The sequence below is a fragment of the Nocardia sp. NPDC052566 genome (assembly GCF_044547285.1).
In the GTDB taxonomy this organism is placed as follows: Bacteria; Actinomycetota; Actinomycetes; order Mycobacteriales; family Mycobacteriaceae; genus Nocardia.
In genome coordinates this window covers 48,579-63,705 of the sequence record NZ_JBIUAF010000009.1, presented here as the reverse complement: position 1 = coordinate 63,705, position 15,127 = coordinate 48,579, and the positions used below count along the sequence as shown (strand labels likewise).

13 protein-coding genes are annotated in these 15,127 nt (G+C 69.7%); 6 read left to right on the top strand and 7 right to left on the bottom strand.

From position 1 onward, the window contains the following. The first annotated feature begins 7 nt into the window (after positions 1 to 7). Positions 8 to 2,425 carry a malto-oligosyltrehalose synthase gene (gene treY / locus ACIG5A_RS40905; RefSeq protein WP_397250462.1) on the top strand — a complete coding sequence of 806 codons (2,418 nt, stop codon included), beginning with the start codon at positions 8 to 10 and terminating at the stop codon, positions 2,423 to 2,425. Here the strand turns inward: treY and ACIG5A_RS40900 are convergent. The 3 genes from ACIG5A_RS40900 to ACIG5A_RS40890 form a co-directional block, all read right to left on the bottom strand. Next, on the bottom strand, positions 2,318 to 3,574 hold the full coding sequence (locus ACIG5A_RS40900; RefSeq protein ID WP_397250460.1) for a DUF2235 domain-containing protein: 1,257 nt from the start codon (positions 3,572 to 3,574) through the stop codon (positions 2,318 to 2,320). The two genes, treY and ACIG5A_RS40900, sit on opposite strands and share 108 nt — an antisense overlap. A gap of 96 nt (positions 3,575 to 3,670) precedes the next feature. Then, positions 3,671 to 4,285, bottom strand: a complete 615-nt coding sequence (locus tag ACIG5A_RS40895; protein ID WP_397250458.1) for an MspA family porin — start codon at positions 4,283 to 4,285, stop codon at positions 3,671 to 3,673. A gap of 64 nt (positions 4,286 to 4,349) precedes the next feature. Continuing rightward, positions 4,350 to 5,171 (bottom strand): methyltransferase domain-containing protein, encoded by an 822-nt coding sequence (locus ACIG5A_RS40890; RefSeq protein ID WP_397250456.1) that lies wholly within the window; start codon positions 5,169 to 5,171, stop codon positions 4,350 to 4,352. 42 nt (positions 5,172 to 5,213) lie between these two features. Here ACIG5A_RS40890 and ACIG5A_RS40885 point away from each other — a divergent pair, with 42 nt between their 5' ends. Beyond that, positions 5,214 to 7,916, top strand: coding sequence for an AAA family ATPase (locus ACIG5A_RS40885; RefSeq protein ID WP_397250454.1), 2,703 nt, complete (start codon positions 5,214 to 5,216; stop codon positions 7,914 to 7,916). Here ACIG5A_RS40885 and ACIG5A_RS40880 read toward each other — a convergent pair. Further along, entirely contained in the window at positions 7,906 to 8,124 is a 219-nt protein-coding gene (locus tag ACIG5A_RS40880; protein WP_397250452.1) for a hypothetical protein, read from the bottom strand. The two genes, ACIG5A_RS40885 and ACIG5A_RS40880, sit on opposite strands and share 11 nt — an antisense overlap. Before the next feature lie 86 nt (positions 8,125 to 8,210). Between ACIG5A_RS40880 and ACIG5A_RS40875 the strand changes: the two genes are divergently transcribed. Beyond that, positions 8,211 to 8,645 (top strand): nitroreductase family deazaflavin-dependent oxidoreductase, encoded by a 435-nt coding sequence (locus tag ACIG5A_RS40875; protein ID WP_397250450.1) that lies wholly within the window; start codon positions 8,211 to 8,213, stop codon positions 8,643 to 8,645. A gap of 54 nt (positions 8,646 to 8,699) precedes the next feature. Beyond that, the gene (gene ilvA / locus ACIG5A_RS40870; RefSeq protein ID WP_397250448.1) at positions 8,700 to 10,055 is read left to right on the top strand and encodes a threonine ammonia-lyase IlvA; all 1,356 of its coding nucleotides are present in this window, start codon (positions 8,700 to 8,702) and stop codon (positions 10,053 to 10,055) included. Between the two features lie 109 nt (positions 10,056 to 10,164). On the opposite strand, the gene ACIG5A_RS40865 is transcribed toward ilvA, so the two are convergent. Together ACIG5A_RS40865 and treZ are read right to left on the bottom strand one after the other, a co-directional pair. Next, positions 10,165 to 11,412, bottom strand: coding sequence for a serine hydrolase domain-containing protein (locus ACIG5A_RS40865; RefSeq protein WP_397250446.1), 1,248 nt, complete (start codon positions 11,410 to 11,412; stop codon positions 10,165 to 10,167). Positions 11,413 to 11,478: 66 nt separating this feature from the next. After that, complete coding sequence (gene treZ / locus ACIG5A_RS40860; RefSeq protein WP_397250444.1) at positions 11,479 to 13,203, bottom strand: malto-oligosyltrehalose trehalohydrolase; 1,725 nt, start codon at positions 13,201 to 13,203, stop codon at positions 11,479 to 11,481. 64 nt (positions 13,204 to 13,267) lie between these two features. On the opposite strand from treZ, the gene ACIG5A_RS40855 reads away from it, so the two are divergent. Next, a complete protein-coding gene (locus ACIG5A_RS40855) occupies positions 13,268 to 13,885 on the top strand; it encodes a class I SAM-dependent methyltransferase (protein WP_397250442.1) in 618 nt (205 codons plus the stop codon). On the opposite strand, the gene ACIG5A_RS40850 is transcribed toward ACIG5A_RS40855, so the two are convergent. Continuing rightward, positions 13,886 to 14,284, bottom strand: coding sequence for a hypothetical protein (locus ACIG5A_RS40850; protein WP_397250441.1), 399 nt, complete (start codon positions 14,282 to 14,284; stop codon positions 13,886 to 13,888). A gap of 212 nt (positions 14,285 to 14,496) precedes the next feature. On the opposite strand from ACIG5A_RS40850, the gene ACIG5A_RS40845 reads away from it, so the two are divergent. Then, the gene (locus tag ACIG5A_RS40845) at positions 14,497 to 15,069 is read left to right on the top strand and encodes a TetR/AcrR family transcriptional regulator (protein WP_397250440.1); all 573 of its coding nucleotides are present in this window, start codon (positions 14,497 to 14,499) and stop codon (positions 15,067 to 15,069) included. The last annotated feature ends 58 nt before the right edge of the window (positions 15,070 to 15,127 follow it).

Here is a 15,127-nt window from a genome sequence, read left to right as displayed (position 1 = left end):
CGAGAATATGAACGAGACGCACGTGACCGATCCGCTGTCGCTGCGCCGCCCGCGCGCCAGGCAGACCACGATCCGCAGCACCTACCGGCTGCAGCTGCGCCCCGACGCGCTGACCTTCACCGAGGCCCGCGCCATCGCGGAATACCTACAGCAGCTCGGTATTTCGCATCTGTACCTGTCGCCGATCCTCACCGCGGCACACGGTTCGACGCACGGCTACGACGTCACCGATCCGACCACCGTCTCGGCGGCGCTCGGCGGGCCCGCCGGGCTCAAGGCGCTGTCGGACGAGGTGCGCAGCCGCGGCATGGGCCTGATCGTCGATCTGGTGCCCAACCATGTCGGCGTCGCCGATCCGCGGCAGAACCCGTGGTGGTGGGATGTGCTGCGCAACGGGCGCGAATCGCAGTTCGCGCACTACTTCGACATCGACTGGAGCCCGGGCAACGGCGCGGGCGGGCGGCTCGCGCTGCCGGTACTGCAGAGTGAGAACGATCCCGCGGCGCTCACCGTCGACCGCAGCGGCGCCGAACCGATGCTCGCGCTGCACGATCTGCGCTTCCCCATCGCGCCGGGCACCGACGGTGACAACGCGCTGCGCATCCACGACAAACAGCACTACCGGCTGGTGAGCTGGAAGGCCGGATTGTGCACCTACCGGCGGTTCTTCGCGGTGAGCAGCCTGGCCGCCGTGCGCGCCGAGGATCACGAGGTCTTCGAGGTGATGCACCGCGAGCTGGCCGCCTGGTGCGAACACGACCTCATCGACGGTGTACGGATCGACCATCCGGACGGATTGTCCTATCCCCGTGCGTATCTGGACCGGCTGCGCCGGGTCATCGGCCCGCACCGCCTACTACTCGTGGAAAAGATCCTCGCCAATCGCGAACCGCTCGACGCCACCCTGCCCATCGACGGCACCACCGGCTACGACGCGCTGGCCGACCTGGGCGGTGTGCTCTTCGACCCGGACGGTGAGGCGGCGCTGACCGAGCTGTCGCGCCGGTTCGCCGGCCACGGCAGCGATCGCGCCTGGATCGGCGAGACCGAGCACCGGATCAAGCGCGCGGTCGCCGAAAGCCTGCTGGCACCGGAGATCCGGCGCCTGGTCGCCGCGATCAAGCGCGATGCGAACGCCGAGAGCTTCGACACCATGGCGCTGACCAACGCCACCATCGAGGTACTCGCCTTCATGCCGGTCTACCGAGTCGATTACGCGCCGCTGGCCGGGATGACCGGCGCGGTGGTCGCCGAGGTGGAAAAGCGCAACAGCGAACTCACCGTGCCGCTTTCGGTGCTGGTCGCCGCGCTCGCGGCCGACGGTGAGGCCAGCGTGCGATTCAGCCAGGTGTGCGGTGCGATCACCGCGAAGGCCGTCGAGGACACCATGTTCTATCAGGCGGCGCGGTTGGTCTCGCTGCAGGAGGTTGGCGGCAACCCGGCCCGATTCGGCCACTCGCTCAACGAATTCCACCTGTCCAACAGCGAACGCGCCCAGCGCTGGCCCGCCACCATGACCACGCTGTCCACCCACGACACCAAGCGCGGCGAGGACGTGCGCGCCCGCATCGGGGTGCTCTCCCAGGTCGCCGACGCGTGGGCGCGCGGCGTGGATTCCTGGCAGGAGACGACGCCGGGCCCCGACGGCGCCACCGCACTGTTCCTGCTGCAGAACATGTTCGGCGTCTGGCCCGCCGACGGCCGCCCCGCCTCCTCGGTGCCCGGCCTGCGCGAGCGGCTGCATCTGTTCGCGGAGAAGTCTATTCGCGAGGCGGGCGTGCACACCTCGTGGGAGGAGCCGGATACCGAATTCGAGACGGCGGTGCACGGCTGGCTGGACGCGGTGATCGACGGCCCGGTCGGCATCGAGATCGGCGATCTGGTGCACGAGCTGGCCCCGCACGCGTGGTCGGATTCGCTGTCGCAGAAGCTGCTTCAGCTGTGCGGGCCCGGGATCCCCGACATCTACCAGGGCTGCGAGCTCTGGGAGGATTCGCTGGTCGATCCGGACAACCGGCGCCCGGTGGATTTCGCGGTCCGCGCCGGACTGCTCCAATCGCTCACCGGCACACCGGCATTGGACACCACCGGCGCGGCGAAGATGTGGATCGTCGCCTACGCGCTGTGGCTGCGCCGCGAGCGGCCCGACTGCTTCGTCGGCGGCACCTACCTACCCCTGTTCGCCACCGGCGAGCAGGCGGGCAGGCTGGTGTCCTATGCCAGGGGCCGGACCGGCGAGACCCCCGAGGTGATCGTCGCGGCGACCAGGTACAGCGTGGGCCTGGCCGAGGCGGGCTGGGCCGATACGACCCTGGATCTACCGCAGGGCAACTGGACCGATCGGCTGACCGGCCACACCTTCCAGGGCCGCGCCAGGCTGGAGAAGCTGTTCGCCCGGCTGCCCGTCGCCCTGCTGGTCCGCTGAGCCCCGCTCGTCCGCCGAGTGCGCCGAACCGGCGCCGGTCTTCTCGATCAGCTCCTCGGGGAACATGCCGCCGAGTTCCTCGCGCCAGTCGCGCACATTGGGCGGCCGGTAGTCGGCCACATCCTGGGCGCTCGACGCGAGCCGCACGCACTGATCGGTCGGGACGGACAGGCGCCGCCACGAATTCCAGTGGAACCGCGGGTTTCTCGGCCTGCGCACGGTCCGGATCAGGTTCAGCACGCGATAGGCCATGGACAGCGAATCGTGCAGTTCCAGGTGATCGTCGCAGCCGCGGCAGTCCTTGGCCAGCCGTTCCAGCCTGGCCTTGTCGAAGACCAGGCCGACCTCCTCGGCCTCGCGGATCATCCAGCGCAGCGTGATGTCGGACAGTCCGCACTGCTCGTAGCCGCCGCCGATATCGCTGTGCACACCCTCGAACCAGACCTGCTTGACCCGCTCGAATCGCTTGCGGTACTTGACATTCGGCTCCACCGGCACATCCCACAGGCAGGGCTCGAAGGCGCGGCGGCGCTCATCGATGGCCAGCGCCTGGCGGGCGCAGTGCACGATCGAGGGCAGTTTGACGTCGTGGAAGCCGTGCAGGAACGAGCTGAGCCCGGGCACGCCGAGCGCGCCGACGGTGTCGAAGACGCCGAGGAAGTCGATCTTGACCCGGTGCGGCGAGTTCAGCTTGCGGAACTGCTTCCACTCCGGCGGCACCGAACCGTCGGCGGGCGCGGGCGTGCGGTAGAGCTGCATCGCCTTCGGGTACACGCCGCGGATCATCGCCTCGGGTGTCAGGATGCCGACGCGGTTGATCAGCCCGGCCAGGCTGCGCGCGGTGTAGGCGCCGCGGCTGAAGCCGAAGATGTAGATCTGATCGCCCGGCTCCCAGTTGAGTGCGAGATGCCAGTACGCGGCGGACAGATTGGCCTCGAGCCCGAGGCCGAACGCACCGCCCATCAGCCGATCGGCCAGGAACCCCCGCGCACCTGGCCCGGACACATAGCTGACCCACTGCTGGATCTGCTCCCCATTGGGCCCAGGCGCGTCGAACGCGATCGTCTGGGCAATCTTGATGATGTTGGAAACCGTCGTGCTCGACTCGGCCTTCCATGTACCGTCACAGCAAACAACCAGGCGTTTCATGGGTCCATCCTCCCGCCGGACTCCGGTCGAGACTTGCGTACTCGACTACTCGAATCATCGCTGGCGGAGCGGGGACGTTAATGAAAATCTGGCATTTTAGAGCCAGGTCGGGTCGCCGAACACCGCGCCCGAGTCGTCCACCTCGGGGGATTTCACGTCGGCGTAGGTGTATTGCCGCAGGGTGACTGGGCCAGTGCAGGAATTGACCTTGATGTGATAGTCGCGAATGCTCAGCTGGATCAGCTTGCCCGGGATGATGTCCTTCTCCATCAGCGCCACCTCGGTCACTTCGCCGGGGCTGAGGTTGATCGTGAACACCGGATTGGGGTTGGCGCTCGGCGTCGCGCCGATCACCAGGTCCGGCGTCGCGCCGAGGGTGGCGGCGCCGAGGGTCACCGCGCAACCGATGTGATACCCGGCCCGGATCTTGCCGCCCGCCGCCGCCCCTTGGGTGCGTCCATAGGCGATCAGGGTGACCAGCGCTTCGCGGGTGGTGCCGGACATGTTCAGCGGGGCGATCCGGTTGATCTTCTCCTCGCGGCTGCCGACCATGAAGCCCATCGGGGTTTCCCCGGGTGAGACGAACGACCTCTCGTGCGGCGGCATGCTGATGATCTCGGCACGCACCGGCGACGCCGTCACCAGCGACAGCACGCACACGGCGGCCGCACCGGCGACGGATGCTATCGCCCGCAGGAGATTCGACGACATGAGCCGAACTTTAGTAGCGACCGGCTATATCCCGTGGGTATGACACGGCCCGAGGCACAACCTGTTATCGCGGCAGCCGGTGCGCGAGCACCGCGTACATGGTGACCGACAGCAGGTAGTCGCCCTCGGCGATGCCCTGTTCCATCTCGGCGGTGAGCGTGTCGTGCTGCTCCTGAGTGATCACCCCGGCTTCCAATGCCGCCCTGCGCATCTCGGTGTACAGCGGCCGCGCCGCCTCCGGATCCCAGATCACCGCCTCCGAGCCCATATCGTCGATCGCGAAACCGGCGCGCACCAGCAGCCCGCGCAGCCTGCGGCCCGAGGTCGGATTGACGGTGCGGGTCAGCAGCGCCTCGGACGCCGCACGCACCACCTCGGGATCACCGGGATGGGTGATGGCGGTGGCCCAGTCGCTATCGATGAGGATCACCCGCCCGCCGGGACGCAGTACCCTCGCGATCTCGGCGGTGGCCGCGGCCGGATCGTCGAGGTGCTGGTAGACCCGCTCGCAGCGGACCGCGTCGAACGACGCGTCCTCGAACGGCAGCTGGTAGGCCGAGCCGTCGACGAAGCGCGCCGTCAGCCCCGCCGCCGCGGCCCTGCGCTCGGCGACGGCGATCATCGCCGGATTCGGGTCGACGCCGACCGCCGCCCCGTCTTCGCCCACCCGCCTGGCGAATTCGAGCACCTCGGAGCCGGTGCCCGAGCCGATATCCAGTGCCCGCTCCCCCGCACGGACGTCGAGCACCGCACCGGCCCACGCCCGCATCCGCTGGATACCGGGCAGCGCGGCCTGCTTGTCGAGCACATCGACGAGCAGATCGATCGTCGCGGTGTCGATTCCGTCCGCGTGAAACGTCGGCAGCTGTGCCTCTTCCTGAGCCATAGCCACGACCGTACCCGGTCGGCGACCGGATACGGTGGGGGAATGCTCCACGGTAGAGAGGCCGAACAAGCGCGGATCGATCGGCTTCTCGCCGCAGCGCGCGAGGGCCGCAGCGGCGCACTGGTATTGCGCGGTGAGGCGGGGATGGGCAAGACCGCGCTGCTGGATTACGCGGCGGGCGAGGGGATCACCACGATCCGCAGCACCGGGATCGAATCCGAGGCCGAATTGCCGTTCGCCGCACTGCATCTGCTGGTGCGGCCCGCACTGCCACTGCTGGACGCGCTGCCCGATCGGCAGCGTGACGCGCTGCGCGGCGCTTTCGGTCTGGCACACCACGATCCGGCCGACCGGATGCTGATCGGGCTCGCGGTGCTGTCGCTGCTCGCCGAGGAGACCACCGAGGGGCCGCTGCTGTGCCTCATCGATGACGCGCACTGGCTCGACCGCGCCACCGCGGAAACCCTGCTGTTCGCCGCGCGCCGCCTCGACGCCGAGGGCGTCGCGATCATCTTCGCCACCCGGACCGGCGACAACGACTTCCCGGCGCCGGGACTCGACGAACTGCGGCTGACCGCGCTCAGCCCGGAGTCGGCGGCGGCGCTCGTCGACCGCCGCGCCCCCGATCTCACGCCGGCGGTGCGGTACCGGCTGCTGGCCGAGGCGGCGGGCAATCCCCTTGCCCTGCTGGAACTTCCGGCACTCCTGGCGGCCGAAGCGCCGGATACCGGGCCGAATCCGCTGCCGCTGACCCAGCGGCTGCAGGTGGCCTTCCACGGACAGGCGGCCAAGCTGCCGGCGGCGACCAAGGCGCTGCTCGTGCTCGCCGCCGCGGCGGGCAGCGACGATCTCGCCACGGTGCTGCGCGCCGCTGCCACCGACGGCGTGCAGCTGGCCGACCTGCAGCCCGCACAGGATGCCGGACTGGTGCGCACCGACGGCGTGACCCTCTCGTTCCGCCATCCGCTGCTGCGCTCGGCGATCTATCAGGGCGCGCCGCTGGCCCAGCGGCTCGCCGCGCACCGCGCGCTGGCCGCCGCGCTCACCGACCCGAACGATGCCGACCTGCGCGCCTGGCATCTGGCCTCGGCCGCCACCGGCGCGGACGAGAACGCCGCCGCCGCACTGGAAGACACCGCCGCGCGGGCGCGCGGGCGCAGCGGCTACTCCGGCGCGGTCGCCGCGTACGAACGGGCCGCGGGCCTGAGCACCGACGCCGCGGCCAGGGTGCGCCGCCTGGTGCTCGCCGCCGAAACCGCCGGTGAGGCCGGGCTTTTGGACCGCGCGGGCGAGCTGGCCGACCGTGCCGCGCCGCAGACGGCGGATCCGCTGCTCTCGGCGCGCCTTGATCTGGTCAGGGCGACCGCGGAATTCGGTGCGGGCAAACCCCTTTCGGCGCACCGCCTGCTGCTGGCCGGTGCCGATCTGGTGCGCGAGGCCGACCCGTCCCGCGCGGTGCGCATGCTCGCGCAGGCATTGCACACGGCCTGGTATCTGAGCGCCACCGAGCTGGCCGAGGTGGCCGAAAGGATCACCGCGCTCGCCCTGCCGGAGAGCGATCCGATGACGCCCATCACCCGCTACGCGGTGGCCGCCATCGACGGCCGGTTCACCGTCGACCTGCGCGCGGCCGCCGCCGAGGCCGCCGCCCTCGGTGCCGACAGCCCGCGCGATCTGGTGCAGATGTGCGGCACCGGCCTGGTCATCGGTCAGGACGACCAGGCCGCCGAGCTGGCGGCGGCGCTGATCGCCGAATGCCGGGATCAGGGCAGGGCCGCGCCGCTACCCGCGCTGCTGTTCTTCCGCGCCGAGGCCGAGCTGTTCCTCGGCCGCCCGCGCGAGGCCAGGATCGCGGCGGTCGAGGGCCTGCGCATCGCCGAGGACAGCGGGCAGGGGCAGTGGATCAGCCAGATGAACGCCTTCCTCGCCTATCTCGCCGCCCTGGACGGCCGCGAGCAGGACTGCCACGGGCTGATCGGCCTCGCGCTGGCCGACGAACTCGGCGGTGCGGCCGCCCCCGGCGCGCCGTGGACGGTCGCCGCGCTCGGCATCCTGGAGCTCGGGCTCGGCCGGGTGGACAGCGCGCTGACCCGGTTCGAGGCGCTCACCGTCGAACCGGCGAGGCATCACGTGATCGGACTGCGCACGCTGCCGGATCTGATCGAAGCCGCGGTGCGGGCAGGCGATCAGGAGCGGGCGGCGGAGCAGCTGACACGGCTCACCGCGTGGGCCGCATCGGCGCGGCAGCCGTGGCAGGCCGCGCTCGTCGCGCGCTGCCGGGCGCTCGTCGCACCGGATGCCGAGGTGGACAACCACTTCCGCGTCTCGCTCGAGCACGGCGGGCGGCCGTTCGAACAGGCGCGCACCCGGTTGCTGTACGGCGAGTGGCTGCGCAGGACCCGGCGCAAGAACGACGCGCGGGCGCAGTTGCAGCCCGCGCTGGCGGCCTTCGAACGGCTCGACGCGGCGCCGTGGGCCGACCGCGCGCGCACCGAGCTGGCCGCGCTCGGCGTCGGCACGGCCGTCAAGCCCGCGCACGGCGTGCTGGCCAGGCTCACGCCGCAGGAGTTGCAGATCGTCCGGCTCGCGGCGCAGGGCATGTCGAATCGGGATATCGCGGCGCAGCTGTTCCTCAGCCCGCGCACCGTCGGCCATCACCTGTACAAGGCGTATCCGAAACTCGGGGTGCTCTCGCGGGGCGAACTGGCCGATCTGCCGCTGGACGCGGACCGGCTCAGCGCGTGACGAGTGCGACGATCCAGCGCAGCGCGGCCACCGCGGCGGCGGCAAGCACCGCGATCTGCGGCGAGCCCGTGATCAGTGCCAGGATCAGGCAGGTCACCACGCCCGCGGCCACGGCCTCGAGTTTGTAGGTCGGCCACGCGCTACCCGCGATGTCGACCGTCTGGGGGTGGACCGCGGGTGGGAGCTGGGTGGGATATGGCACTGCCATCTCGTCAGGGTACACAGAACTCAATGTTCGGTCCACCTAACATTTCAACGGGAACACTCGCGCACCCCGGTATGTTCTGCTTGGTTATGCCACTTTCAGGAGAGTACGCACCGAGTACCAGCGATTGGGCCCGTAAGCAGGCGGAAGCCATCGAGAACTCCGGCGGCGCCGAGGGCACCGTGCTGCAGGGCAAGCCCGTCATCGTGCTCACCACCGTGGGCGCGAAGTCCGGCAATCTGCGCAAGACCGCGCTCATGCGGGTGGAACACGACGGCGAATACGCGGTCGTCGCCTCGCTGGGCGGCGCGCCGAAGAATCCGGTCTGGTACTACAACGTCAAGGCGCAGCCGCATGTCGAGCTGCGCGACGGCGAGGTGGTCAAGGACTACACCGCGCGCGAGGTCTTCGGCGAGGAGAAGGCGCTGTGGTGGGAGCGGGCCGTCGCGGTCTGGCCCGACTACGCGAATTACCAGACCAAGACCGACCGCCAGATCCCGGTTTTCGTGCTCACCCCGCAGTAGCCGCCCTGCCACCCGCCGCGTCGCGCCGACGCGGCGGGTGGCAGCATATTTCGGGTGTCCAATCCGCTTGATGTCATCGACGCACAGTCCACCTCCCGTCCCGTGCTGAGCGCGGACGAGATCGACGCCGCCGCCAAGCGAATTGCCGACATTATCGATCCGACCCCGCTGCAGCGCAGCGAGCGGCTCTCCACGCTGACCGGAGCCGAGGTCTATCTAAAGCGCGAAGATCTTTCCGCGGTCCGTTCCTACAAGCTGCGCGGCGCCTACAACCTGGTCATCCAGCTGACCGAGAGCGAGCGCGCCGCGGGTGTCGTCGCGGCGAGCGCGGGCAATCACGCCCAGGGCGTCGCGTTCGCCTGCCAGGCGATGAAGATCAAGGGCCGCATCTACGTTCCGACCACGACCCCCAAGCAGAAACGCGACCGGATCCGGGTGCACGGGGGCGCCTTCGTCGAGCTGATCGCGGTCGGCGAGACCTATGACGCGGCCGCCGCGGCCGCCGCCGCCGATGTGGCGCGCACCGGCGCGACCATGGTGCCACCGTTCGACGACGCGCGCACCGCCGCCGGACAGGGCACCATCGCCGCCGAACTGCTCGAACAGCTGCCGAGCGCACCGGATCTGGTGGTGGTCCCGGTGGGCGGCGGCGGCTGCCTGGCCGGTGTCGGCACGTATCTGCGCGAAAGGTCGCCGCGCACCGGCATTCTCGGTGTCGAGCCGGCCGGCGCCGCCTCGATGACCGCCGCGCTGGTCGCGGGCGGGCCGGTGACGCTGCCGGAGATCGATCCGTTCGTCGACGGCGCCGCGGTGCGCCGGATCGGCGACGTGCCCTACGCCGCGGTCGCCCGCTTCGGCGGCCGGGTGGTCTCGCATGCCTCGCTGCCGCTGCTCACCGCCACCGATGCACCGCGCGGCGCGGGCGCGTTCCGGATGATGCAGATCGACGAGGGCGCCATCTGCACGGCGATGCTGCAGCTCTACCAGAACGAGGGCATCATCGCCGAACCCGCGGGCGCGCTCGCGGTGGCCGCGCTCGGCGATATCGGGGTCGAGCCCGGGTCGACGGTGGTGTGCCTGGTGTCCGGCGGCAACAACGACGTGTCGCGCTACGGCGAGATCATCGAGCGCTCGCTGGTGCATCAGGGCCTGAAACACTATTTCCTGGTGGACTTCCCGCAGGAGCCCGGCGCGCTGCGCCGCTTCCTCGACGAGGTGCTCGGCCCGGACGACGACATCACCACCTTCGAATACGTCAAGCGCAACAACCGGGAGACCGGTGCGGCGCTGGTCGGCATCGAACTCGGCGCGCCGGAAGGGCTGGGGCCGTTACTCGCTCGGATGGAGGAGTCGCCGATCCAGTGTGAGCAGTTGGAGCCGGGTTCCCCCGCCTACCGTTACCTGACCTGAAACCCGAACCCGTAGCGGCCCCGAGGATTACACCTCGGGGCCGCTGCGGGTCTCGGGCCGCTGCGCGTCTGCGAGGCTCGCACCGCCGCAGGTCTCGCGGCCGTGGGTCTCAGGCCGCTTCGCGAATGTCCAGCGCGGTGGTCCGGCGTCCCGTGCGCAGGCAGTTGAGCGTCATCGGCAGGATCCACGCCGCCGCCGACATATCCAGCGGCAGCAGGCTCACCGACAGCCGGTTGTGCACGAAGCCGACCGCGAGTCCCGAGCGCGGATCCGCCCAGCCGAACGAGCCGCCGAGCCCGATATGCCCGAACCCGCCGTGCGCGCCGGGCATCGGCAGCGAGTGGTATCCGAGATGCCAGAGCATCGGCGCGTAGAACAGGCCGTGGTCGAGCCGGTAGCTCTCGATCCTGCGCATCGCCTTCAGCGTGCGCGCCGAGAGGTATTCGTAGCCGTCGGGCGTCTCGCCGGTGGCCAGCGCGGCGTACATGGCGGCGAGCCCGTCCGCGGTGCAGACGGCGTTGCCCGCACCGAGTTCGGTGTCGAGGATCGGCGGGTCGGCGCCCTCCAGGATCTCCTCCAGGCCGGGCAGGAACAGCGAGCGCGCCGCGGCGCCCGCTGCCCCCGGCACCGCGTGGGTGCGGCCGAGAACCCGTGTGGTGAGCGGATTACCGATCGAGCCGAGCTGACCGCCGGACAGGATCGCGTACTCGATCGGCGCACCGGCGGGCGGACGGCCCAGGTGGATGCCGTCGATGCCGAGCGGCTCGGCCACCTCCGTGCGGAACAGCTCGGCCATGCCGTGGCCGGTGACCGCGCGGGCCAGCCCGGCGCACAGCCAGCCGAAGGTGAGCGCGTGGTAGGCCGGAATGCCGAGCAGGCGATCGGGTTTCGCGGCGGCCAGGCGCTGCTCCATCAGCCGATGGTCGAGCACCTCTGCCGCATCCTTGGCGAGCGGCCGCAGCGAGCCGAGCCCGGCACTGTGCGTCAGCACTTGGCGCACTGTGATTTTCGCCTTGCCATTCGCACCGAACTCCGGCCAGTATTCGGCGACCGGCGCGGCGTAGTCGAGCAGTCCGCGATCGGCGAGCCGGTGGATGACCGTCGCGGTGATGCCCTTGGTCGCGGAGAAGATGATCGCGCCGGTCTCGGCGGACCACACCCCCGATCCCGTACTGCCGGTCCAGATGTGGACCAGCGGCTCACCGTGCCGGTACACCGCGAGCCCGCCGCCCGCACCGCGACGGCGGCCGAATGCCTTACCGAAAGTGCGTACCAGCGGCCCGAATTCACCGGCGGCACTGCCGCCGACACCGGCGGGCAGATCCGCCGGTCCCCCGAACGAAGCCTCGTTGCTCATCTTTCTACGGTAATGGCGCGCATCCACCTCGGCAACGGTCTGTCTCGGACAGTTACGATCCGAGGGTCACGGTTCGAGCTCGAGCACCGCGAAGCCGTGGCCGGGAAGTACTGTTCCCGAGCCGGATTCGGCGCGGCGCGGCGGTTCCCAGGCCAGCAGCACCGCGCCGGTCACGGGCACCGTGACCGGATTCGGGGCCAGGTTGTAAGCCAACCGCAACCCACCCCGGCGCAGCACCAGCCAGCCTGCGTCCTCGTCGTACTCGACACCGAGGTGGGGCAGCCACGGATCGGTGAGCTCGGACCGGTTGCGGCGCAGCGCGATCAGGTCGCGATAGCAGGCCAGCAGCCTGGCGTGGCCCGGCTTGCCCGGTTCGGCCCAGTCCAGCTTGGAGCGCGAGAAGGTCTGGGGGTCCTGCGGATCCGGCACTTCCTCGGCGGACCAGCCGTGCTCGGCGAATTCGGCCTTGCGCCCGGCGGCGGTGGCGGCGCCGATCACCGGATCGGTATGCGAGGTGAAGAATTGGAACGGCGTGCGCGCGCCCCACTCCTCCCCCATGAACAGCATCGGCGTGTAGGGCGCGAGCAGCACGAGCGCGGCTTTCAGCGCCAGCTGGCCGTCGGTGAGGTAGGCGCTCGGCCGGTCACCGAGCGCGCGATTGCCGACCTGATCGTGGGTGCAGGTGTAGGCGAGCAGCGCGCTGGCGGGGACGAGCCCGGTGTCGATGGGGCGGCCGTGGATGCGGCCGCGGAAGCTGGAATACGTTCCGGCGTGGAAGAACCCGTTGCCGAGGGTGTGCGCGAGACAGGCGAGCGAGCCGAAATCGGCGTAGTAGCCCTGCCGTTCGCCGGAGACCGCGGTGTGCACGGCGTGATGCAGGTCGTCGTTCCACTGCCCGGTCAGGCCGTAGCCGCCCGCGGCGCGCGAGGTGATCAGCCGGGGATCGTTGAGATCGCTCTCCGCGATCAGGGTGAGCGGCCTGCCGAGATGGGCGGCCAGGCCCGCGGTTTCGGTGGCCAGCTGTTCGAGCAGGTGCACGGCGGTGTGGTCGACCAGTGCGTGCACCGCGTCCAAACGCAGTGCGTCGATATGGAATTCGCGCAGCCAGCGCAGCGCGTTGTCCAGGATGTAGCGGCGCACCTCGTCCGAATACAGATTCAGGCTCTGGCCCCAGGTGTTGCGTCCCTCGGTGAGATACGGGCCGAAGCGCGGCAGGTAGTTGCCCGACGGCCCGAGATGGTTGTGCACGACATCCAGCGCGACCGCCAAACCCTCGGCGTGGCAGGCGTTCACGAAGCGCTGTAAACCGTCAGGGCCGCCGTAGGGCTCGTGCACGGCATACCAGAGCACACCGTCGTAGCCCCAGTTGTGCACGCCGTCGAAGGCGTTGACCGGCATCAGCTCCACCACCGTCACACCGAGATCGACCAGGTGGCCGAGGCGTTCGACGGCGGCGTCGAAAGTGCCTTCCGGCGTGAAGGTTCCGACATGCAGCTCGTAGTAGACCGCACCCGCCAGTGGCCTGCCGGTCCAGTGCGTATCGGTCCAGCCCGCCGGGTCGAGCGTATGCAGTGCCGAGCGGGCGTGCACACCGTCGGGCTGGCGCGGCGAGCGCGGATCGGGCAGTACGGCCGGATCGTCGTCGAGCAGGTAGCCGTAGCGGGCATCGGGCGCGGCGGGCACCTCGGCCCGCCACCAGCCGCCCGCGTGGCAGGTCATCGGATGGATGACGCCGTCGAGATCGAGCCGTACCAGCTCGGCCCGTGGCGCCCACACCTCGAATGTTGTCACCGCGCCAGCATCGCATGGGCGCGGCGCCGATGCGGTCTGCGGCATTTCCTGACACAGTGGTGACGTGGGTTTTTACAACGATCGCGTCGTGCCGCGCCTTGTCGAGCTGACCTGCGGAATGAAGTTCACCCAGCCACTGCGCAAGCGCGTCTGCGCCGAGTTGCGGGGCCGGGTTGTCGAGATCGGGTTCGGGTCCGGGCTGAATGTGCCGTTCTATCCGGCGGCGGTGGAGTCGATCAGCGCGGTGGAGCCCGCGGATCTGGGCTGGCGGCTCGCGGCCCCTAGGGTCGCGGCGGCCACCGTGCCGATCGAACGGGCGGGGCTCGATGGCCAGTCGCTGCCCTTCGCCGACGACAGTTTCGACTGCGCCCTGTCGACCTGGACGATGTGCACCATCCCGGATATCGCGACCGCACTGGCCGAGCTGCGCCGGGTGCTTGCACCCGGCGGCACCCTGCACTTCGTCGAGCACGGTCTCGCGCCCGATCCGAAGGTGCAGGTCTGGCAGCACCGGTTCAACCCCATACAAAAAGCTGTAGCCGGCGGCTGCCATCTCGACCGCGATATTCGTGGTCTGATGTCAGCCGCCGGCTTCGAGATCCGCGACGTCGATGTGTTCTACGGCGAGGACGCTCCCCGGATCTTCGCCGCGCATTCGCTCGGCGTAGCGGTCTCGCCCTGACTAGTTGATCGTGACCGACAGCGTGTAGTTCGCGTCGCCGTGGGTCGGGTAGACCTGCACGGTGTACCAGCCGTTCTGCGGCAGGGTGATCTTGCTCCAGGTCTGGTTGACGCAGATCTTGTGGCCGTTCGGCGCGATGATGGTGAACCGCGCGGTGCCCTGCACCGAGGTCAGGTCGGTGATCTGGGTCTGGCCGGCACGGGCCTCCAGCCGGTAGCTGTCGACGCCACCCTGCCAGACGGTGCCGCTCACCGAGGCGTGGTTCGAGCCGGGCGCGAAGTAGATGTCGTAGCCCGAGGCGTTGGCCGCGCCGGTGCCTGCCAGTGCGAAGGCCGCCGTCGCGGCGATCGCGACCATGCCCAGGAGGAGCAAACGGACTTTTTTGAAGAGAGACTGCATGATGTTCCTTTGTTAGGTGTTGTGGCCTTGCGAGAACTACTTTCGGCCAGGGTCCCTAACGAATGCTTATGAGCCACTTGCAATTAGAGATCGTCCGCGGTGATCGAGGTTTTGCCGGTCCGGCTTCGGGCCGCGCCGCTGGTCACGCGGCCGTGCAGCGCGCGGGCACAGTTTTGAAACGTACAGTCCAAAACCGTGCTACCGTCTAACACATGGCACGACCGAGGCGGTTCGACGAGGAGCGGGCGGTGGACGCGGCGATGCGCGCGTTCTGGCGCGCGGGCTACGAGGGCACATCGACCCAAGACCTGTGCGAGGCAACAGGTTTGGGCCGCAGCAGCATCTACAACACCTTCTCGAGCAAGCACGACCTGTTCGAGCGGGCGCTGCGGCGGTACATGACCGTCAAGAACGCCACCATCTTCGAGCTGCTCGACGGTGATCAACCGGTGCGCGCCAAGATCCGGGCACTGCTCTGGCAGGTCGTCGAGGCACCGGAGGCGGAACCGCTCGGCTGCCTCGTCGTCAACTCGACGGTCGAACTGGCGCCGCGCGATCCCGAGGTGGCGGCGACGCTGCGCGAGGATCAGGAGCGGCGACTGGCCGCGCTCACCGCAGCCTTCGAAAGCGGTAGGCGCGCAGGCGATATCGACAAATCCAAGAACGCGCGCGACCTGGCGCACTTCGTGAACGCCACCATCGCGGGCATGCGGGTGGCGGCGCGCGGCGGCGCGGACAAGAGCGCGCTGACCGCCATCGCCACCACCGCGCTGAGCACCTTGTAGCCCCTGAACACCTTGTAACCCCAGGCGATCTCGGCCGCCTTCGTCATGTCCTCATTTT